Source organism: Roseomonas rosulenta, assembly GCF_016106005.1.
GTDB lineage: Bacteria > Pseudomonadota > Alphaproteobacteria > Acetobacterales > Acetobacteraceae > Neoroseomonas > Neoroseomonas rosulenta.
In genome coordinates, this window is record NZ_JACADR010000023.1 from 1 (window position 1) to 19,732 (window position 19,732).

20 protein-coding genes and 2 other RNA genes are annotated in these 19,732 nt (G+C 72.0%); 4 read left to right on the top strand and 18 right to left on the bottom strand.

Annotation, left to right across the window (positions count from 1 at the left end; translation table 11 throughout):
* The 4 genes from ftsL to rnpB form a co-directional block, all read right to left on the bottom strand.
* Window positions 1-403, bottom strand: a 403-nt coding sequence (ftsL, locus tag HW578_RS05295) for a cell division protein FtsL (protein WP_456308266.1), incomplete at its 3' end; no start/stop codon positions are given.
* Entirely contained in the window at window positions 400-1,338 is a 939-nt protein-coding gene (gene rsmH / locus HW578_RS05300) for a 16S rRNA (cytosine(1402)-N(4))-methyltransferase RsmH (protein ID WP_369407823.1), read from the bottom strand. The genes ftsL and rsmH, both read right to left, overlap by 4 nt.
* On the bottom strand, window positions 1,335-1,802 hold the full coding sequence (locus HW578_RS05305; protein ID WP_198369504.1) for a division/cell wall cluster transcriptional repressor MraZ: 468 nt from the start codon (window positions 1,800-1,802) through the stop codon (window positions 1,335-1,337). The genes rsmH and HW578_RS05305 overlap by 4 nt, the downstream gene beginning before the upstream one ends.
* 314 nt (window positions 1,803-2,116) lie before the next feature.
* An RNA gene (rnpB, locus tag HW578_RS05310) (RNase P RNA component class A) lies at window positions 2,117-2,519 on the bottom strand.
* Window positions 2,520-2,652: 133 nt separating this feature from the next.
* Here rnpB and HW578_RS05315 point away from each other — a divergent pair.
* Complete coding sequence (locus tag HW578_RS05315) at window positions 2,653-3,045, top strand: hypothetical protein (RefSeq protein ID WP_198369505.1); 393 nt, start codon at window positions 2,653-2,655, stop codon at window positions 3,043-3,045.
* 13 nt (window positions 3,046-3,058) lie between these two features.
* On the opposite strand, the gene HW578_RS05320 is transcribed toward HW578_RS05315, so the two are convergent.
* Both HW578_RS05320 and HW578_RS05325 read right to left on the bottom strand, forming a co-directional pair.
* Window positions 3,059-3,682 carry an N-acetylmuramoyl-L-alanine amidase gene (locus tag HW578_RS05320; RefSeq protein ID WP_198369532.1) on the bottom strand — a complete coding sequence of 208 codons (624 nt, stop codon included), beginning with the start codon at window positions 3,680-3,682 and terminating at the stop codon, window positions 3,059-3,061.
* A gap of 65 nt (window positions 3,683-3,747) precedes the next feature.
* On the bottom strand, window positions 3,748-4,515 hold the full coding sequence (locus HW578_RS05325) for a TerB family tellurite resistance protein (protein ID WP_198369506.1): 768 nt from the start codon (window positions 4,513-4,515) through the stop codon (window positions 3,748-3,750).
* 58 nt (window positions 4,516-4,573) lie between these two features.
* Between HW578_RS05325 and HW578_RS05330 the strand changes: the two genes are divergently transcribed.
* The 3 genes from HW578_RS05330 (at window position 4,574) to HW578_RS28405 (ending at window position 11,550) form a co-directional block, all read left to right on the top strand.
* The gene (locus HW578_RS05330) at window positions 4,574-5,011 is read left to right on the top strand and encodes a DUF3592 domain-containing protein (RefSeq protein WP_198369507.1); all 438 of its coding nucleotides are present in this window, start codon (window positions 4,574-4,576) and stop codon (window positions 5,009-5,011) included.
* Window positions 5,012-5,101: 90 nt separating this feature from the next.
* Complete coding sequence (locus tag HW578_RS05335) at window positions 5,102-8,704, top strand: hydantoinase B/oxoprolinase family protein (RefSeq protein ID WP_198369508.1); 3,603 nt, start codon at window positions 5,102-5,104, stop codon at window positions 8,702-8,704.
* Entirely contained in the window at window positions 8,701-11,550 is a 2,850-nt protein-coding gene (locus HW578_RS28405; protein WP_198369509.1) for an AsmA family protein, read from the top strand. Before HW578_RS05335 ends, HW578_RS28405 begins: the two co-directional genes overlap by 4 nt.
* Before the next feature lie 6 nt (window positions 11,551-11,556).
* On the opposite strand, the gene HW578_RS05345 is transcribed toward HW578_RS28405, so the two are convergent.
* The 12 genes from HW578_RS05345 to HW578_RS05400 all read right to left on the bottom strand — a co-directional run bounded on the left by HW578_RS05345 (window position 11,557) and on the right by HW578_RS05400 (window position 19,598).
* The gene (locus tag HW578_RS05345; RefSeq protein WP_198369510.1) at window positions 11,557-11,775 is read right to left on the bottom strand and encodes a ribbon-helix-helix domain-containing protein; all 219 of its coding nucleotides are present in this window, start codon (window positions 11,773-11,775) and stop codon (window positions 11,557-11,559) included.
* Window positions 11,772-13,184, bottom strand: coding sequence for a class II fumarate hydratase (locus tag HW578_RS05350; protein ID WP_198369511.1), 1,413 nt, complete (start codon window positions 13,182-13,184; stop codon window positions 11,772-11,774). Before HW578_RS05350 ends, HW578_RS05345 begins: the two co-directional genes overlap by 4 nt.
* 17 nt (window positions 13,185-13,201) lie before the next feature.
* Window positions 13,202-13,609, bottom strand: a complete 408-nt coding sequence (locus HW578_RS05355) for a VOC family protein (RefSeq protein ID WP_198369512.1) — start codon at window positions 13,607-13,609, stop codon at window positions 13,202-13,204.
* Window positions 13,610-13,681: 72 nt separating this feature from the next.
* Window positions 13,682-13,999: a YXWGXW repeat-containing protein gene (locus tag HW578_RS05360; protein ID WP_198369513.1), complete on the bottom strand. Its 318-nt coding sequence runs from the start codon at window positions 13,997-13,999 to the stop codon at window positions 13,682-13,684.
* A 129-nt stretch (window positions 14,000-14,128) separates the two neighbouring features.
* Window positions 14,129-14,515: a RidA family protein gene (locus HW578_RS05365; protein ID WP_198369514.1), complete on the bottom strand. Its 387-nt coding sequence runs from the start codon at window positions 14,513-14,515 to the stop codon at window positions 14,129-14,131.
* A 10-nt stretch (window positions 14,516-14,525) separates the two neighbouring features.
* A complete protein-coding gene (locus HW578_RS05370) occupies window positions 14,526-14,783 on the bottom strand; it encodes a DUF1272 domain-containing protein (protein ID WP_198369515.1) in 258 nt (85 codons plus the stop codon).
* A gap of 16 nt (window positions 14,784-14,799) precedes the next feature.
* Window positions 14,800-15,282, bottom strand: a complete 483-nt coding sequence (locus tag HW578_RS05375) for an anthrone oxygenase family protein (protein ID WP_198369516.1) — start codon at window positions 15,280-15,282, stop codon at window positions 14,800-14,802.
* A gap of 24 nt (window positions 15,283-15,306) precedes the next feature.
* Window positions 15,307-15,543 carry a DUF2798 domain-containing protein gene (locus HW578_RS05380; RefSeq protein ID WP_198369517.1) on the bottom strand — a complete coding sequence of 79 codons (237 nt, stop codon included), beginning with the start codon at window positions 15,541-15,543 and terminating at the stop codon, window positions 15,307-15,309.
* The gene (locus HW578_RS05385) at window positions 15,540-17,141 is read right to left on the bottom strand and encodes a fumarate hydratase (protein ID WP_198369533.1); all 1,602 of its coding nucleotides are present in this window, start codon (window positions 17,139-17,141) and stop codon (window positions 15,540-15,542) included. The genes HW578_RS05380 and HW578_RS05385 overlap by 4 nt, the downstream gene beginning before the upstream one ends.
* A gap of 398 nt (window positions 17,142-17,539) precedes the next feature.
* Window positions 17,540-18,061, bottom strand: coding sequence for an SspB family protein (locus tag HW578_RS05390; RefSeq protein WP_198369518.1), 522 nt, complete (start codon window positions 18,059-18,061; stop codon window positions 17,540-17,542).
* A gap of 40 nt (window positions 18,062-18,101) precedes the next feature.
* Window positions 18,102-18,422: a transfer-messenger RNA gene (gene ssrA / locus HW578_RS05395) on the bottom strand.
* Window positions 18,423-18,428: 6 nt separating this feature from the next.
* Entirely contained in the window at window positions 18,429-19,598 is a 1,170-nt protein-coding gene (locus HW578_RS05400; protein ID WP_198369519.1) for a M20 aminoacylase family protein, read from the bottom strand.
* Between the last annotated feature and the right edge of the window lie 134 nt (window positions 19,599-19,732).

The window sequence follows — 19,732 nt, forward strand, 5'->3', positions numbered from 1 at the left end:
ATTCGGGCGTGTGCTGTCCCGATCTCGGCGCCGCGGCGGCGAGAGCGATCGCGGTCGCGCTGCCATCGCCCGCCGGCTCCATCGGGGCAAAGAGGGACGGCACGCCGGCGAATTGCCGGGGCGGGGGCAGGCGGCGCTCCATCTCGGCCGGGCGGACGAACTGCGCGGGCGTCATGGTCTCGAGCGGCAGGTGCCGCTGAGCCACCTGGCGCAGCCGGTCGGGTTCGTTCAGCAGCGCCCACTCGGCGCGCAGCACCTGGGTGCGCTCGCGCGCCTGCTCGGTCTGGCGGTTGATGCCGCGCAGCTCGCGGTCGAGCTGCGCGACGGAGTGCTTCACCTGGTACAGGTACAGCCCCGCCCCGGCGGCGGCGGCCATGCTGAGCAGCGTCAGGGGGCGGATCATGCGGCCTCCTCCAGGCGTTCCAGCGCGCGCAGGCGGGCGGAGCGGGCACGGGGGTTGTCGCGCGTCTCGGCCTCGGAGGGCCTGAGCGCGCGCGGTGTCAGCAGGCGGAAGCGGGGCGCGGCGCGCGCGGTGAGCGCGCCGGGATCGTGCCGGGAGGCGCCGGTGCCGCGCCCGGCCGCCTCGGCCATGAAGCGCTTGGCGATGCGGTCTTCCAGCGAATGGAAGGCGACGACCACGAGCCGCCCGCCGGGGGCAAGCAATTTCGCGGCGGCGGCAAGGCCACGCTCGACCTCACCCAGTTCGTCGTTCACGGCGAGGCGCAGCGCCTGGAAGGACCGGGTTGCACCGTCGATGCCCGACGGGTCGCGCGGCACCTTCGATCGCACCAGCGCGGCGAGGTCGCCGGTGGTGGCGAAGGGCTGCTCGGCGCGGCGCGCGACGATGGCCTTGGCGATGCGGCGCGAGAAGCGTTCCTCGCCCAGGCGGTACAGGATGTCGGCCAGCTCCGCCTCGGGCAGCGTGTTCACGAGATCAGCGGCGGAGGGGCCCCGCTTCTCCATGCGCATGTCGAGCGGCCCGTCGGCGCGGAAGGAGAAGCCGCGCTCCGCCTGGTCGAGCTGGAAGGAGGAGACGCCGAGGTCCATCACCACGCCATCGAGCGCGGTCACGCCGCGCGCGGCCAGCAGGTCCAGCATGTCGCCGAAGCGGCCCTCGATGAGGTGCAGCCGGGGGGCGTGGCGCGCGACCAGGTCCGCACCGCGGGCGATGGCGTCGGGGTCGCGGTCCATGGCGTAGAGCGTGCAGCGCGGCGCGGAGTCGAGGATAGCCGCGGCATAGCCGCCGCCGCCGAAGGTGGCATCCAGGTAGGCGGCGTCGTCGCGCGGGGCGAGGGTGGCCAGCACCTCGGCCAGCATGACCGGCAGGTGGCCGGTCACGGCCGCGGCTCCGTGCGCGGGGCGGGCGCCAGCGTCAGGCCGTTGTCGCGGGCGCGGACGACGGAATCACGCAGATAGGCCTCGCCGCGATCGGCGTCCCAGATCTGGAAGCGCCGGCGCACGCCGATGAACAGCAGCGCGTCAGTCAATCCTGCCGCGGCGATGTGGCGTTCCTCGAGCGAGACGCGCCCCTCGGCATCCGGGCGCATCTGCGCGGCCTGGGCGAAGACGGCGCCGGCGAGGTCGTCCGCGTCCTTCGAGAACAGGTCGAGCCCGTCATGCCCGGCGGTCGCCTCGTCGAAGACGCGGGCGGGCCAGCATTCGATGCAGGGCTGGGTGTAGGAGGGGAAGAAGACCAGCTCCTGCTCGCCGAGGCCCGCGAGCGCGCTGCGGAAGCCGGCGGGCACCGAGATGCGCCCCTTCTTGTCCAGCTTTCCCTTGTGCGTGCCCAGGAACCGGGTCATCGCCCCCCGCGTGCGGCCCAGTGGGGCCGCTCAAGATTGCAGTTCCGGCCCGGGTCAGCGGCCGGCGAGGCCCCCCGACCCCGCCGGCTCGCCCGACCATCCCGCTCCGGATCCCGCTCGCCCCCCCGAGCTTGCTGGGACCCTCATGGGATGACATGGGATAACACGGGAAAACATGGGACAGCAAGGGAGAAAGAATCTTGCGGCAGCGCGTTGTTGCACGAAAAACACCATGAAACCCGCTGCTTGCGTGGCGAGGCTGCCTGATTTGTTGAGGGAACACGAAGGGTTTTTCGCGCGGGCTTCGCGAAAGTGGCGCCAGACGGCCTGTAAGCCGGGTTCTGTCGCACCCGTTGCCGGGCACGGACGGCCATTCCTCTGGAACCCGCATCGCTGCGGGCTTCGCGCGGCCAACCCGGGCGGAAGGGCGGGACCGCCCCTGCGACAACGCCTTTCGGCGCCTCGCCGTCCACCCCTATTCGGCCTTGCTCCCGGTGGGGTTTGCCGTGCCGCCGCCGTTGCCGGAAGCGCGGTGGGCCCTTACCCCACCGTTTCACCCTTGCCCGGCGGGCCGAAGCCGTCCGGGCGGTCTGTTCTCTGTGGCACTTTCCCTGGGGTCGCCCCCGCCGGTCGTTGACCGGCACCGTAGTCCCGTGGAGCCCGGACTTTCCTCCAGCCCGCGATCGCTCGCGGGCCAGCGGCCGCCCGGCCGTCTGACGCCGCCGGGGTGATGCGCCCGGGCACCGGCGAGGTCAAGCGCGGCGCGACCCGGATCACAGCGCGCCGCGCTCGCGGCTTGCCGCGGCAGCGCGGCCGCGCTGTATCGCGCGCGTCCAGCGCCGAGGTCGCCATGCTCCGTCTGATCACCGTCGATGTGCCGCGCATCCTGCTTGCCCTCATCTTCCTGCTCGGGGCCGCCAACGGCTTTGCCTGGATGATCACCGGGCAGGACCTGATCCATCCGCCGACCTCCGATGCCGGGATGCGCTTCGAGGCGGCACTGCGTGAGAGCGGCTTCCTGTGGCCGCTGATGAAGTCGATCGACCTCGTCGCCGGGGTGATGCTGCTGTTCAACCGGGCGCCGGCGCTGGCGCTGCTGATGCTCCTGCCGATCATCGCCGTGATCGTGCTGTTCCACCTGGTGCTCAATCCAGGCGGCATCCCGATCGCCGCCGTGCTGTCGGTGCTGACGGCGATGCTGTTGTTTGCCTGGCGCGACCGCTACGCCGCGCTGTTGCGCTAGTTCTGCCGCAACTCTAGGCGCCTGCGGCGCAGAGCGCGGCAACGGCGGCGATCCGCGCCCGCGTCTCGCCATCCGCGATCCCATCGGTGCGCCGTGGCAGCCAGTGACGCTGGAAGGCCGTGACCAGCACCGGCAGCGGCAGGTCCGTGCGGTAGCCGATGCTGCCAAGCAGCCCCAGCACCGCCTCCGCCGGCGGGGCGGGCGGGTCGGACTTCGGCCAGAGCCCGACGCCGTTTGCCGCGAGCCCTTCCCAGTCGAACAACTCGCCCGGGTCCTGCTTGCGGTCGGGCGCGACGTCGCTGTGGCCGACGACGTTGCGCGGCGGGATGGGGTGGCGCGCGAGGATGTCGAGGCAGAGGTCGCAGACCGCGGCCATCTGCAGGGCGGGGAAGTTTCGGTAGCCCCACTCGTGTCCTGGATTGACGATCTCGATGCCGACCGAGCGCCCGTTGAGCGCCGTCTGCCCACGCCAGTGCGACACGCCCGCATGGGCGGCGCGGCGGTCTTCGGGCACCAGGCGGTGGATCCGCCCGTCCTCCTCGACGACGTAGTGGGAGGAGACCTTGGCCATCGGGTCGCGCAGCCGCGCGATGGCCTCCGCGCCCGTGCGCATGCCGGTGTAGTGCAGGATCAGCATGTCCACCGGCACGCCGTCCGGGCGGGCGTCCTGGTTGGGGCTCGGCGTCTCGACGATGTGCAGCGTCAGAGGCCGCGCTCGCGTTTGATGCGGTCCCAGGCCGCGTTGATTTCGGCCACTTTCGTCGTGGCGCGCTTGACGAATTCCTCCGGCACCCCGCGCGAGGCCAGGCTGTCCGGGTGGTTCTCCCGCATCAGCTGCCTCCAGGCCGCGCGGACCTGCTCGTCGCTCGCTTCGCGCGTCAGGCCGAGCACCGGGTAGGGGTCCTCCATCTGCTGCGCGCCGAGCCCGCGCGGGGCGCCGCCCTTGGCCCGCTGCCAGGCGGCGGCATCGAGGCCGAAGCGCGCATGGATGCCGCGCAGCATGTCGCCCTCGTACTTCGTCACCGGCCCGTCGGCGCGCGCGATCCGCACCAGCGCGGCCAGCACGTCCTCCAGCATCGCCTTGTTGTCGGCGAAGGCCTCGCCAAGCTTCTCGGCGAAGGGCTCCCAGCCCTCGGCGGTCTCGCGCGCCTGGTCGAACAGGCGGCCGACATCGCGCAGCGATTCCTCGGGCACGCGGAACATCTGGCGGAAGGTCTCGATCTCGGCGCGCTTCACCGGGCCGTCCACCTTCGCGAGCTTTGCCGAGAGCACGACGATGGCGAAGGAGAACAGGTTCTCCCTGCCGCCCAGCATATGGACCATGTCGGCGGCGCTGGGCGGGATGCGCCCCGCGCCGGGCATGGCGCCCTGGTCGGCGGCATGGCCGACCGCCGCGCCCACCATGGCGCCGAACGGGCCCCCCATGGCGAAGCCCGCCATGCTGCCCAGGATCTTACCCCAGAAACTCAAACCTGCACCTCTCCGCCGCAGTGCTAGCACGGCGCGGGGTGCGGCGGGGAGGCGGCGGATGGCGAAGGGCCTTGGCGGGATCGCGCGAATGGCCGGGCTTGCCGCCTTCGGCCTCGGTGCGATCCTGGTAGTCCAGGGGGCGCTGTCGGTCGGCGGCGAGGCCGCGCGCCTTGCCAGCCGGGGCGTGCAGCTGGACGCCGTGGTCACGGGCATCGAGGCCGAGGCCTGGGGTTCGCGCGGGCATCGCCTCCGGACGGCGGTGCTGACATGGCGGGACGGCGCCGGCACGGCCCAGACGGCCCGGCTGGTGCGCGCCGAACCGGAACGCCGCTACCGGCTGGGCGAGCGCACCGCCGTGGTGGTCGACCCTGCCGATCCCGGGCGCGCGGCGCCGCCCGGGCTCGTGGCAGGCGCCGCCGCGGTGCAGGCCTGGTCGCTGTGGGGTGTGGCGCTGGTGTGCGCCGGCCTTGCGTGGCTGGTCTGGCGCCGGGCATAGCAGCCGCGGGCGGCGGCGCGGGGCCATTGCCCTGCTGTGTCGCGGCAACCATCCTGCCCGGCGACCCGTCTCGGAAGCGTGTGAGGATTCATGGCCGGCTGGCAGTTCTGGATCGATCGTGGCGGCACCTTCACCGACATTGTCGCGCGCGATCCGGAGGGGCGGCTGTCCACGCGCAAGCTGCTGTCCGAGAACCCCGAGCGCTACCGCGACGCCGCCGTCGCCGGCATCCGGGAGGTGCTGGGCCTCGCCCCCGGCGCGCCGGTGCCCGCCGGCACGGTCGATGCCGTGAAGATGGGCACCACCGTCGCCACCAATGCGCTGCTCGAGCGCAAGGGCGAACGCGTGCTGCTGCTGGTCAACCGCGGCTTCGCCGACATGCTGCGGATCGGCAACCAGGCGCGCCCGCGGCTCTTCGACCTCGATGTGCGCCTGCCGGACCTGTTGCATGAACGGGTTGCCGAGATCGGCGGGCGCGTGGCGGTGGACGGCACCGAGATCGAACCGCTCGACGAGGGCGCGGCCCGCGCCGCGCTGCGCACCGCCCATGCGGAGGGCATCCGCGCCGTCGCCATCGTGATGATGCATGCCTGGGCGCATCCGGCGCATGAGCTGCGGCTCGGCGAGATCGCGCGCGCGGAGGGCTTCGCCCAGGTCTCGCTCAGCCACCAGGCGAGCCCGCTGCCGCGCATCGTGCCGCGCGGGGACACCACGGTGGTGGATGCCTATCTCTCGCCTGTGCTGCGGCGCTACGTGGACCAGGTGGCGTCCGAACTGCCCGGCGTGCGGCTTTATTTCATGCAGTCCAATGGCGGGCTGACCGAGGCCGGCCGCTTCCAGGGCAAGGATGCGATCCTGTCCGGGCCCGCGGGTGGCATTGTGGGTGCGGCGCGCACCGCGGCGATGGGCGGCTTCGATCGCATCATCGGCTTCGACATGGGCGGCACCAGCACCGATGTCGCGCTCTATGCCGGCGAGTTCGAGCGGGCCTTCGAGACCGAGGTGGCCGGCGTGCGCATGCGCGCGCCCATGATGGCGATCAACACGGTTGCGGCCGGCGGCGGCTCCATCCTGCATTTCGACGGTGCGCGCATGCGCGTGGGGCCGGATTCCGCGGGCGCCGTGCCTGGCCCGGCCTGCTATCGCCGCGGCGGGCCGCTCGCCGTGACGGATGCGAATGTCATGGTCGGCAAGATCCAGCCGCGGCATTTCCCGGCGATCTTCGGACCCGACGGCGACCAGCCGCTGGATGCCGCCATCGTGCGCGACAAGTTCGACGCGCTGGCCGACGAAATCGCCGTCGCCACCGGCACCAGGCGTGACCCGCGCGAGGTGGCGGAGGGCTTCCTGCGCATCGCCGTCGCGAACATGGCGAACGCCATCAAGCAGGTGAGCATCCAGAAGGGCCACGATGCGACACGCTTCGCCCTGCAGTGCTTCGGCGGCGCCGGCGGCCAGCATGCCTGCCTGGTGGCCGATGCGCTGGGCATGGAGACGGTGTTCATCCATCCCTTCGCCGGCGTGCTGTCGGCCTATGGCATGGGCCTCGCCGACCAGGCGGCGATCCGCGAGGGCGCGGTGGAGGCGCCGCTCGCGCCGGATGCCATGGGGGGCCTCGCTGTCCGGCTCGATGCGCTGGCGGCGGAGGGACAGGCGGAGCTGGCCCGCCAGGGCGCGGACCCGGCGCGGCTGGTCGTCGCGCGGCGGCTGCACCTGCGCTACGCCGGCACCGATGCGTTCCTGCCGGTGCCCTTTGGCGAACACGCCGCTGTGCTCGAGGCCTTCACCGAGGCGCATCGCCGCCGCTTCGGCTTCGCCACGCCGGAACGGCAGGTGATCGTCGAAGCCTGCATCGCCGAGGTCACCATGCCCGGCGAGCAGGTCGCCGAACCCATGCTGGCCGCGCGCGACACCGGCGCGCCGGGGCCGATCGATACGGTCGAGATGTTCTGCGAGGGCGCCACCCATGCCGCGCCGCTGTTCGACCGCGCCGCGCTGCTGGCGGGCGACCGCATTCCGGGACCGGCGCTGATCCGCGAGGCGATCGCGACCACCGTGGTCGAGCCCGGCTGGACGGCCGAGATCACCGCGCGCGACCACCTGGTGCTGCGACGGACCTCGCCGCGCGCAGCGGCACTGGCTGCCACCACGGACCGGCCCGACCCGGTGATGCTGGAACTATTCAACAACCTCTTCATGAACGTGGCGGAGCAGGCCGGCGCGGTGCTGCAGAACACCTCGCTGTCGGTGAACATCAAGGAGAGGCTCGACTTCTCCTGCGCCATCTTCGATGCGACCGGCGCGCTGGTGGCCAATGCGCCGCACGTTCCCGTGCACCTGGGCGCGATGGGCGAGAGCGTGCGCACGGTGATCCGCTCGCGCAGCGCCACGCTCAAGCCGGGTGACGTGGTGGCGCTGAACAACCCCTCCAATGGCGGGACACACCTGCCAGACGTCACGGTGATCACGCCGGTCTTCGATACGGCCGGGACGGAGGTGCTGTTCTTCGTCGGCTCGCGCGGCCACCACGCCGATATCGGCGGCCTCACGCCCGGCTCGACGCCGCCCGGGTCGAAGACGCTGGAGGAGGAAGGCGTCGTCATCGACGATTTCCTGCTGGTCGATGGCGGTCGTTTCCGCGAGGCGGAGTTCCGCGCCATGCTCGCCGGCGCGCGATACCCCGCGCGCAGCCCCGACGTGAACGTCGCCGACATCAAGGCGCAGGTGGCCTCGAACGAGAAGGCGGTGCAGGAATTGCGGCGCGCCGTCGCGGAATTCGGCCTGCCCACCGTGCGCGCCTACATGAAGCACGTCATGGACAATGCCGAGGAAAGCGTCCGCCGCGTGCTGGAACGCCTGCCGGACGGCGAATTCGCCACCACCATCGATGACGGCACGCCGCTGCGCGTCGCGGTGCGCGTGGACCATGCGAAGCGCCGCGCCGTCATCGACTTCACCGGCACCGGCCCGCAGCGGCCCGACAATTTCAACGCGCCCTCGGCGGTCTGCCGCGCCGTCGTGCTGTACTGTTTCCGCTGCCTGGTGGGCGAGGACATCCCGCTCAACGATGGCTGCCTGAAGCCGCTGGAGATCGTGATCCCTGAAGGCACCTTCCTGTCGCCGCGCCCGGGTGCGGCGGTTGTCGCGGGCAACACGGAAGTCTCGCAGATGACCTGCAACGCCCTGCTCGCCGCACTCGGCGCCTGCGCCTCGGCCCAGGCCACCATGAACAACCTGCTCTTCGGCGACGCCACCTACCAGTACTACGAGACGATCTGCGGCGGCGTGGGTGCCGGCCCCGGCTTCCACGGCGCCGGGCCGATCCAGACCCACATGACCAACACCCGCATGACCGATCCCGAGATCCTGGAACTGCGCTATCCGGTGCGGCTGGAGGAGTTCGCTATCCGCCGCGGCTCCGGCGGCGCGGGGGAATGGCATGGCGGGGACGGTTCGCGCCGGCGCATCCGCTTCCTGCGGCCCATGGAGGCGGTCATCGTCGCCTCGCGCCGCACCGTCGCGCCCCATGGGCTGAAGGGTGGCGCCGACGGCGCGGCCGGGCGGCAATGGGTGGAGCGCGGCGACGGCAGCGTGCAGGTGCTGCGCGGCAGCGACCGCGCCAGCCTGCAGCCGGGCGACGTCTTCGGCCTCGAGACTCCGGGCGGCGGCGGCTGGGGCACGCCCGCCGCGTGAGGCGCCGCGCCGCCCTGGCGCTGGGGCTGCTGCCGCTGGCGCTGCTGCTGCTCGGCTGGTTCGGCCCGCGCCTGCTGGATGGCGAAGCGCAGCGCGAGCGCGTGGCTGCCATCGCGACCGCGCGGCTCGGCCGGCCGGTCACGCTGGACGGGGCGGTGCGCCTCACTCTGCTGCCGCAGCCGATGGTCGAGGCCGCCGCGGTGCGGGTGGACGACACCGAGGGCGACGGCATTGGCGTCTCGGCGCGCGCGCTGCGCCTGCGCCTGGGGCTGATGCCCCTGCTGCTTGGCCGTTTCGAGCCGCGCGACCTGGTGCTGGTCGGCGCCGAGATCCGCCTGCCATGGCCGCCGCCCGGCATCGGCGCGCTGAGGCCGCCGCCCTGGCTGGTGGATTTCGACGCGCGCATCGAGGACAGCCGGGTCGCGATCGGCGGCGCGGTGCTGGAAGGCGTGGCCGCGCGCCTCGCGGCGCCCGGGCCGCTCGACGCCGTGCGGACCGAAGGCAGCTTCACCTGGCAGGGCGCGCCGGTGCGCTTCGAGGCGGTGCTGGGCCGCCCCGGCTATGACGGCGCAGCGACGCTCGATGTCGCACTCTCGCTGCAGGGCGCGGGTGCGACGGCGCGCGGCATCGTGGTGGCCGAGGGCGGCTTCGAAGGGCGGATCGAGGCGGCGGGACCGGACCTTGCCGCCATCATCGCCGCGGCCCCGGGACCCTTCCGCGCGGCGGGGCGGCTGGTGGTGACGGGGGAAGTGGCGGCGGCGGATGATCTTGCGCTCGAACTCGGCGGTGTGACGGGCCGCGCGGCAGCGACCTTCCGCTTCGCGCCCGTGCCCCGGATCGACATCGCGCTGGCGCTTGCCCGGCTCGACCTCGATGCCTGGATCTCGGCGCTGCGCGGGGCCGCGCCGCCGCCCTTGCCGGTCGGGCTCGACATCTCGGCCGAGGCCGCATCCTTCGCGGGGCAGACGCTGCGGCGCCTGCGCGGGGGCATCTTCCGCGAGGCCGACCGCCTGACCCTCACCGATCTTGCCGCGCTGCTGCCCGGCGATTCGCAGGTTGAAGGTGGGGGTGCGACCGATGGCCAGCGGCTCGCGATCGGCCTGCGCTTCTCGGGCCCCAGCCTGCGCGCGACCGCCGGCGCCTTCGGCCTGCCGGTGGACCGCTTCGATCCCGCCGCGCTGCGCGCCTTCGAGGGCCATGCACGCATCGAGCTGGACGGCGCGCAGGTCGGCGTGCCGGAGCTCGCCGCCACGATCGACCGCTCGCGCGTGAGCGGCGCGGGCGTGCTGCGTTTCGGCGCGCGCCCGGCGCTGGGCCTCGGCCTGACCTTCGACCGGCTCGACCTCGATGCCTTGCTGCCGCCAGGCAGTGGCTGGGCGGAGGCGCTGCGCACCCCGCCCGGCTTCGACGCCAACCTGCGGATCGCCGCCGATGCGCTGGCCTGGGGCGGCGTCGCGGCGGAGCGCGCGGCGCTCGACGCGGTGCTCGAGGGCGGGCGGATTGGGCTGCGCCGCTTCGCAGCGCGGGTCGGTGGCGCGGATGTGACGCTGGCCGGCGGCGTGACGCTGGGCCCGACGCCTCGCTTCGCCGAGATGGGGCTGGAGGTGGCGGCGGCATCGGCCGAGGGCCTGACCGGATTGCTCGCGCCACGCCTCGCGCCGCCTCAGGCCCTGGCGGCGCAGCCGCTGCGCCTGCGCGTGACCGGCGGTGGCCCCGCTGAGGCGCTGGCCCTGGCGGTGGAGGGCGAGCTCGGCGAGTTGCGTGCGGAGGGGCAGGCCAGCCTGAACCTCGGTCAGGGGCGCGCCACGGGCACGCTGACCTTGCGCCACCCCGGTGCACCACGGCTGCTCATGCTGCTGGGCGCGCCGGAACCGCCGACCTGGCTGGGGGAGGGGTCCTTCGCGCTGATCGCCGGAGTTTCGGCGGGTGCGGCAGGCCTCGCGGCGGAGAGCCTCGATCTCGTCGCGGGCGGATTGCGGGCGCGCGGCGCGCTGGCGCTGACGCTGGAGGGCGACCGGCCAAGGCTGACCGGGCGGGTCGCGGCCGAGCGCCTGCCCCTACCGGGGATCGCACTGCGCGACACCGACCCGGTCGATCTTGGCGCGCTCGCGATCATGGATGCCGAAATCGCCCTGGAAGCGAGCGAACTGGTCCTGCCGCAGCTCCCGTCGCTGCGCGAGGCGAGGGTGCGGCTACTGCTGGCCGAGGGGCGGCTGGCGCTGGAGGATCTCCGCGCGACGATGGGCGGCGGCGTGCTCGATGGGCGCCTTGCGCTCGATGCCACGGCGCAGCCGCCGGTGCTCTCGGGGGCGCTCGGCCTCACGGGTGCGACGCTGAGCGGCCCGCTCTTCGGCACGCCCTTCGACATCGCCTCCGGCCAGGTCGAGGCGCAGGGGCGCTTCACCGCCAGCGGCCACGCGCCGGCGGCGCTGCTGGCGACGCTGGCGGGCGAGGGGCGGGTCGGCGTGGCCAATGGCGTGCTGGCCGGGGTGGCGCTGGCCAGCGCCGCCGCCGCCGCTGCGAACGAAGACATCGCCGCCGCCGAGGATGCCGTTCGCGAGGCGCTGGCTGGCGGTGCGACGGCGCTCGACCGGCTGGAGGGCGGCTGGCGCGCCACCAGCGGCGTGGTGACGCTGGATGGCGTGCGGATCGTGGCGGAGGGCGGCGCCATCGGCGCCGTCGAAGGCAGCATCGATGTCGCGCGCGGCGGGATCGACCTGCGCTTCCTGGTGCAGCCGGGCCCGGCCGAGGCGCCGCCGATCGGCCTGCGCGTGACCGGGCCGGCCGAGACGCCGCGGCGCCAGCCCGAGATCGCCGTCTGGTCGCGCTGGCGGGCCGAGCGGTAGCGCCGTTCAGGCGCCTGGGCGGGCGTGCAGTGCGAAGACGCGCAGCGTGCTCGCGAGCGGTGCCTGCGGCGGGCGCGCCGCATCAAGCTCGGCGACCAGCGCCGCGAGGCTGATGCCGCGTGCCGCTGCCTCCCGGTCCAGCACCGTCCAGAAGGCAGGTTCCAGCGCCACCGAGGTGCGATGGCCGGCCAGGCTGAAGGACCTCTTGGCCAGATGCGGCTTCACCCGCCGCCCCCTGTCGCGCCTCCGGGGCGCAGCATGTCATCGGGGCGGACCCAGCGGTCGAAATCCTCGGGCGTGACGTGGCCGAGTCGCGCGGCGGCGTCACGCAGCGTGAGGTCCTCGGCGAGCGCCAGCTTCGCGATCTGCACCGCGCGGTCGTAGCCGATATGCGGGTTGAGCGCGGTGACCAGCATGAGCGACTTCGCCACCTGGTCGGCAATCCGCGCACGGTTCGGCTCGAGCTTCGCGACCATGTGCGTGGCGAAGGACCGCGCCGCGTCACCGAGCAGCGTGATGCTCTCCAGCACCGCCTGGATGATGACGGGCTTGAAGACGTTGAGCTCCAGGTGCCCCTGCGCGCCGGCGAAGGTCACCGTGGTCTGGTTGCCCATGACGCGGGCGCAGACCATGGTCAGGGCCTCGGACTGCGTCGGGTTGGTCTTGCCGGGCATGATGCTGCTGGACAGGCCATCGGCGGGGACCACCAGTTCGCCGATGCCGCCGCGCGGACCGGAGCCGAGCAGGCGGATGTCGTTGGCGATCTTGGTCAGCGACACCGCCAGCGTGTTCAGCGCGCCGTGCAGTTCGACAAACGCGTCGTGCGCGGCCATGCCCTCGGACTTGTCGGGGTTGGGGGCGTAGGCCTCGCCGGTGCGCTCGGCCAGGATGGCGCAGAAGGCATCGTCGAATTCGGGATGCCGGTTGAGCCCCGTGCCTGCGGCAGTGCCGCCCTGGGGCAGCAGCAGAAGGCGCGGGATGGCATCCGCCACGCGGGCGATGCCGTTCTGCACCTGGCGCGCCCAGGTGGCGAATTCCCCGCCCAGCGTGACCGGCACGGCGTCCATCATGTGGGTGCGGCCGAGCTTGACGATGCCGGCGTATTCGTCGGCCTTGGCGGTGAGGGCTTCGTGCAGCGTGGCGAGCCCGGGCAGCAGGCGCGCGCGCAGCGCCGCGATGGCGGCGATGTGCATCACCGTGGGGAAGGAATCGTTCGACGACTGGCCGCGGTTGACGTGGTCGTTCGGGTGGATCGGCGAACGCGACCCGAGCGGCTGGCCGAGGCTCTCATTCGCCCGGTTCGCGATGACCTCGTTGGCGTTCATGTTGGTCTGGGTGCCGGAGCCGGTCTGCCAGACGGGCAGCGGGAAGTCGGCGTCGTGCAGGCCGACGGCGACCTCGAGCGCGGCCGCCTTGATTGGTTCGGCGATGGCGTCGGGTAGTTCGCCGAGCCGGCGGTTGGCCTCGGCGGCGGCCCATTTCTGCAGGCCGGTGGCGTGGATCACGCCGGGGTCGAGGTGCCCCTCCCCGATGCGGAACAGCGCGCGGGCGCGTTCGGTCTGCGGGCCCCAGTAGCGGTCCGCCGGGATCTCGATGGTGCCGAGGCTGTCGGTTTCCGTGCGCGTCCGGGTCATGCCGCCGATATGGGGCGTCAGGGCGCCTCGCCGTAGGTGGCGATCTCGATCAGGTTGCCGTCGGGGTCACGGCAATAGACCGAGGTGATCGGGCCGAGCGCGCCGTCCTTGGCGACCGGTCCCAGCTCCACCGCCACGCCGCAGCGCTGGAGGTGGGCCAGCACCTGCTCGGCATCGACGGTGACGATGAAGCACAGGTCGGCGGTGCCGGGGATGCCGCCGCCCGCCCCGGTCCACCATTCCTGCTGGGTCGCCTCGACCGGGCGGAGGTTGATCTTCTGCCCGCCGAACTTCAGCGCGGTGCGGCTGTGCGGGCCGAATTCCTCGACCTCCATGCCCAGCACGCGCTGGTACCAGGAAGCCGAAATGGTGACGTCCCGGCAGGTGACGACCAGGTGGTCGAGTCGGTCCACGGCAAAGCGCATGTCGGCTCCGGGCAGGAGGGGAAGCCGCCCTGTAGCGCCCGCGGCGCGGGATGTCACCCGCGCCGGCGCGCGTCAGTTCCAGCGCCCGGGGCTGTAGCGCCAGCGGTCGCCGTCGCGGTCCCAGCGCGGCTGGGCGTAGGACCGCCCGCGCCGGGCGCGCTGCCAGTAGCCTTCCTGCCAGACATAGCGCCGGCCGTTCCAGCGGTAGTGGCCGTCCACCCAAACACGCCCGCGGCGCGGCGGGGGTGGCCGGCGGGCATAGGGCGGCGGCGGCGGCGGGCCGAAATTCAGCGTGACGCTCTGCGCCTCGGCGGGAGTCGGCAGGGCCAGGCCGGCCGCCGTCGCGCCGAGGCCGGCGAGAAAGGCGAAAATGCCGCGGCGTGTCGTCATGTGCGGTCTCCTTCGCGGGGCGGGATGGCCCGTCGCACCGACCCTCGCCAGGGCTTGCGGCCGTGGTGAGGCAGGATCGCTGCAAAGGGTAACGCGAGAAGGTAACGCGACGCGGCGGTGCGCGTTGCCTCAGCCGCGGCGGCGCGCGGTGACCTCGATCTCGATCTTCATGGCATCGGTCTGCAGGCCGGCATGGATCAAGGTGGAGGCGGGGCGCGCGGTGCCCAGGTAGCGCTTGACCACGGGCCAGCAGGGCTCCCAGTCGGCGCGGTCCGGCACGATGAACAGCACCCGCACCACGTCGTCGAGCGTGGCGCCGGCCTGGGCCAGCGCCGCAGCAATGTTCCGGAACGTCTGGTCGCATTGCGCGACCACGTCCGGGGCGATGGTCATGGTGGCGTAGTCGTAGCCGGTGGTGCCGGAGACCCAGATGTCGTCGCCGATGACGACGGCGCGGGAATAGCCGATCTGTTCCTCGAACTTCGAGCCGGAAGAGATCAGGCGGCGTTCGGTCATGGCGCGATCCTCATGCTGTGACCGGCCCGCCGCAGCGGTCCGGGCGGTGGATTCGGTCCGTGCTGGCGGGGAACTTCTCGAGTTTCGCGGCGGGACGTATCGGGCGGCGCACCAGCTCCCCGCCGCAGTTGGGGCAGAGACCGCCCGCCAGTTTCGTGCGGGCGCAGTCCACGCACCATGTGCATTCGAAGGAGCAGATCAGCGCGTCGCGGCTGTCGGGTGGCAGGTCGCGGCCGCAGCATTCGCAGTTGGGACGGAGTGCGAGCACGGGAGGGGTTCCTCCGTCAGGTGGGGAGCAGCGTCAGCACCAGCAGGGCGCAGGCAAGAAGCGAGGCCAGGCTACGGACATGGTTCCAAGCGGTCCAGGGCGCCGAATAGGACCGCCAGGTCTCGGCCGCCGACGGTCCGTCCGGATCCTCCTTCGCGAGGCGGAGGTTGAGCGGCACATTCGCCAGGATGGTGACGACGAAGGCGCCGAGCCCATAGGCCAGGAACGCGGACCCCGCCCACGCGGCGCGCAGCGCCTGCCCGTCAGCCCACGCCGCAAGGGCGAGCAACAGCGGCAGCAGCAGCGCTCCAAAGAAAGTGAAGTCGAAGATCGGCGTGCGGATGCCGTCGTTGATCCGCTGCATGGCGCGCATCGCGGCCTGCGGGGCCGTCGCGTCCAGGCCGCGCATCACCACGGTCGAGAAGGTGCAGAACAGCCCCGCGGCGAGGACCGCGGCAAGCAGCGCCGCGGCGTGGAGGAGAACGACCAGGCTTGCCACACCCTGCCTCCTTGCCCATCCCCTCTACTGGGCCGTGACGACGCGGGAGACCAGTCGCCGGACGATCGGCAGCACCACCAGCACGGTGGGGAAGGCAACCATCCAGGAGCTGATCCAGGCGATCGGCCAGGCGCCGAGCGCCATCCACGAAAAACCGAGCGCCATGAAGGTCGAGACGCCCGAGATGATGATCGTCATGATCCCCGACAGGATGAAGCCGGTGACCGGCAGCGCAAAGCGCGCAGGCAGCCGGCCGCTCATTCCAGGCCCTCGTAGAAATCGTTGCCCTTGTCATCCACCACGATGAAGGCGGGGAAGTCCTCGACCTCGATGCGCCAGACCGCCTCCATGCCGAGCTCGGGGTATTCCAGCACCTCGACCTTGCGGATGCAGTCCTGCGCGAGCCGCGCTGCGGGGCCGCCGACCGAGCCGAGGTAGAATCCGCCGTACTTCTTGCAGGCGCTCAGCACGGCCTTGGAGCGATTGCCCTTGGCCAGCATGACGAAGGATCCGCCGGCGGCCTGGAAGGCTTCCACGTAGGAATCCATGCGCCCCGCGGTGGTCGGGCCGAAGGACCCTGTGGCGTAGCCCGCCGGCGTCTTGGCCGGGCCGGCGTAGTAGACCGGGTGGTCCTTGATGTATTGCGGCAGGCCCAGACCGGCATCGAGCCGTTCCTGCAGCTTGGCATGCGCGATGTCGCGCGCCACCACCATGGTGCCGCTCAGCGAGACGCGCGTCTTGACCGGGTGCTTCGAGAGTTCCGCGCGGATCTCGGCCATGGGGCGGTTGAGGTCGATCCTGACCACCTCGCCGCCGAGGATGTCCTCGGTGTGTTCGGGCAGGTAGTGCGCCGGGTCGCGTTCCAGTTCTTCCAGGAACACGCCCTCGGCGGTGATCTTCGCCTTGATCTGTCGGTCGGCGCTGCACGACACCCCGATGCCGATTGGGAGCGAGGCGCCGTGGCGCGCCAGGCGGATCACGCGCACGTCGTGGCAGAAATACTTGCCGCCGAACTGCGCGCCGATGCCGAGGTTCTGGGTCAGCTTGTGGATCTCGGCCTCCAGCTCCGGGTCACGGATGGCGTGGCCGGACTTGTCGCCCTTGGTCGGCAGCGCATCGAGCCATCGTGTCGAGGCCAGCTTCACGGTCTTGAGGTTCATCTCCGCGCTGGTGCCGCCGATCACGATCGACAGGTGATAGGGCGGGCAGGCGGAGGTGCCGAGCGTCTTGATCTTCTCCTCGAGGAAGGCCAGCAGCTTTGGCTTGTTCAGCACGGCGCGGGTCTGCTGGTAGAGGAAGGTCTTGTTGGCTGACCCGCCGCCCTTGAGGATGAACATCAGGTGCATCTCGTCGGCGTGGTCCTCGCCGGGCTGCGCCATGATGGAGAACTCGACCGGCATGTTGTTGCCGGAGTTCACCTCGTCGAACATGCCGATCGGCGCCATCATGGAATAGCGCAGGTTGGTCTCGGTGTAGGTGCGCGACACGCCGAAGGCCAGCGCCTCCTCCTCGTCACCCTCGACCCAGACGCGCTGGCCCTTCTTGCCGAAGACGATGGCATTGCCGGTGTCCTGGCACATGGGCAGCACGCCGCCGGCGGCGATATTGGCGTTCTTCAGCAGGTCGAGTGCCACGAAGCGGTCATTCGCGCTGGCCTCGGGGTCCTTCAGGATCTTGGCGAGCTGCGCCAGGTGGCCCGGGCGCAGCAGGTGGGAGACGTCGCGGCAGGCCACGCGGGCCAGTTCCGTCAGCGTCTCGGGCTTCACCTTGAGCACGCGCCTGCCCTCCACCTCGATGGTCGAGACGCCACCGATGTCGAGCTTGCGATAGGGCGTGGTGTCCTCGCCGAGCGGGAACATGGTGCTGAAGGCGAAACCTTCGGGGCGCTGCGGCGTGTCGGCGGCATCGAGCGGCGGGGTCATGCGCGGTCTCCGGGCGCGCGGAAGAGGGCGCGCGTGGGGCGCATCTAGCGCAGGGGAGGGCGGGGCGCCAACCGAGGCCTTCATCGCGTCCGGCGTCAGGCTACGCATCGTCGCGGTGCGCCCGGACGGCCCTTTCGCTCCTCGATTGGCGGTGCCGGGCGCGAAGCCGATGCTGCCCATGGACGGCCGGCGCCGCTGGAGGCGACCCCCGGGGCTGCGCCGGGTCGAACGACACCGCTGCGCGGTTGCGCCGATCGGGGAAAAAGCCGCACCGGGAACCGCCCATTCCAGGGCAGGCGGCGTGACCGGGCGGCTCCATCCGGTCTGTTGGCGCTCTACCCGTCCTTGGCCGGCTTTCGGCGGAAGGCGTCAAGGCTGACCACCTGCGCGGGCGCGGCCGGGGCGGGGGGGGCTTCAGGCTCTGCTGCGGCGGGCCCCTCGGGCGGTGTCTCGTCCACGAAAGCCGGCAGATCGGCGCCGGTGACCGGAAAGCGCAGGCCGAAGCGGACCTGCGGGTCGTGGAACATGGTCAGCGCGCCGAAGGGCACCATCAGGCGGGAGGGCACGCCGCCGAAGAACAGCGTGACCGCGAAGCGCTGCGCCGCGCGGTCGATCTGCAGGTCCTCGAACTGGTGCTGCAGGACGATGGTGATTTCCTGCGGGTAGCGCGCCTTGAGGTGCCCGGGGACCGTGGTGCCAGGGTGGTCGGTGCGGAAGGTCAGGTAGAAGTGGTGTTCGCCCGGCAGGCCGTGCGCCGCGGCGTGCTCGAGCGCGCGGATCGCGACCTCGCGCAGCGCCTCCTCGGCCCAGGCGTCGTAGGGCATCAGGCTGTCGGGCGGGGCGGCATCGTCGCTCATGCGGGCCATCTACGCAGTCGGGGCAGGTCTGCCAAGGAGAAGTGGGGGGCTTCTGTTGCCCGGTGCCCCCCGGACCGCGCTTACCTATCTCTAGGCAGCGAGCGCCACGGTCTCGCGACCGTTATCGTTGGCACTTGTGATTTGGTCCGATGACGGCGGTACCATGCCGGGCAAAAGACGGATCTTTACCGCGCGCGTCGAGCCTGTTTCGCCCCCATCTGCCGCTGATAAGGCGGGGTTGATGGTGGAGGCGCCGGGTACCGCCCCCGGGTCCGCAACGCTTATTCCATACGCCGTTTATCGCCATAGTCACCGAGGTGACGGAACACATATAGCGCGCCGCGTGGCGGATATCGAGGGGTATCGCTCAGCCCTTTCCATCCCGGCTCAGCCCGCGCTCCACCACGCGTGCATAGAGCGCGGCGCCATAGGGGATCGCCTCGTCGTTGAAGGCGTAGCGGGGGTTGTGCGGCATCGCGCCGTCGCCATTGCCGACATGGATATAGGCGCCCGGAACGCGTTCCATCATGAACGAGAAGTCCTCCGATCCCATGCCGGGCGGGTTGTCCCGCGCGACCTTGTCGGCGCCGACCAGCTCGGCGGCGGCGTCCGCGTAGGCTTCTGTCTGCGCCGGGTCGTTGATGGTGGGCGCGAAGATCAGGCGCCAGTCGGTGGTCGCGGTCGCGCCGAAGCCGGCGGCCACGCCCTCGGCCACGCGGCGCATCGCCGCCTCGATCTGACTGCCGACCTCGCGCGTGAAGAAGCGGGCGGTGCCGGAGATCGTGGCCGTCTCGGGGATGACGTTGTACGCCTCCCCGCCCAGCACCTTGGTCACGCTGACCACGGCCGGGTCGCGCGGGCTCAGCGTGCGGCTGACGATGGATTGCAGCGCCGCGGTGATGTGGCAGGCGGCCAGCACCGGGTCGATGCTCGCTTCCGGCCGCGCGCCATGGGCGCCCTTGCCGGAGACCGCGATGTCGAAGAAGGCGCCGCCCGCGGCGGTCGGGCCGGGGCGGATGCCGTACTGGCCCACCGGCATGCCGGGGCGGTTGTGCATGCCGAAGATGGCATCGCAGGGGAAGCGCTCGAACAGCCCGTCCGCCAGCATGGCCAGCGCGCCGCCGCAGCCTTCCTCGCCCGGCTGGAAGATGAAGTGGACGATGCCGTCGAAGTTGCGGGTTTCCGCCAGGTAGCGCGCGGCACCGAGCAGCATGGTCGTGTGCCCGTCATGGCCGCAGGCATGCATCACGCCGGGCGTGGTGCTGCGGAAGGGCATGTCGGCGGGTTCCTGGATGGGCAGCGCGTCCATGTCGGCGCGCAGGCCGATGGCGCGGTTGCCGGTGCCGTTGCGTAGCACGCCGACCACGCCGGTGCCGCCGACGCCGCGATGCACCTCGATGCCCAATGATTCCAGCTCGCGCGCCACCACCTCGGCCGTGCGGTGCTCGGCCATGCCGAGTTCCGGATGGGCGTGGAGGTCGCGGCGGATCTCGGTCAGCGCGGCGTGGTGGCGGCGAATGGCGTCGAGGGCGGACATGGCGGCTCCGGATCTGGATGCGCCATGGTGCGGCCGAGCCGTGCAGCCGTCGAGGGCCGCTCGACCTGGCGGCGGATGGTGGCAACCGCCGGCTCCTGCCAACCATGGCACTGATATAGAGGGATTTTCTGGTC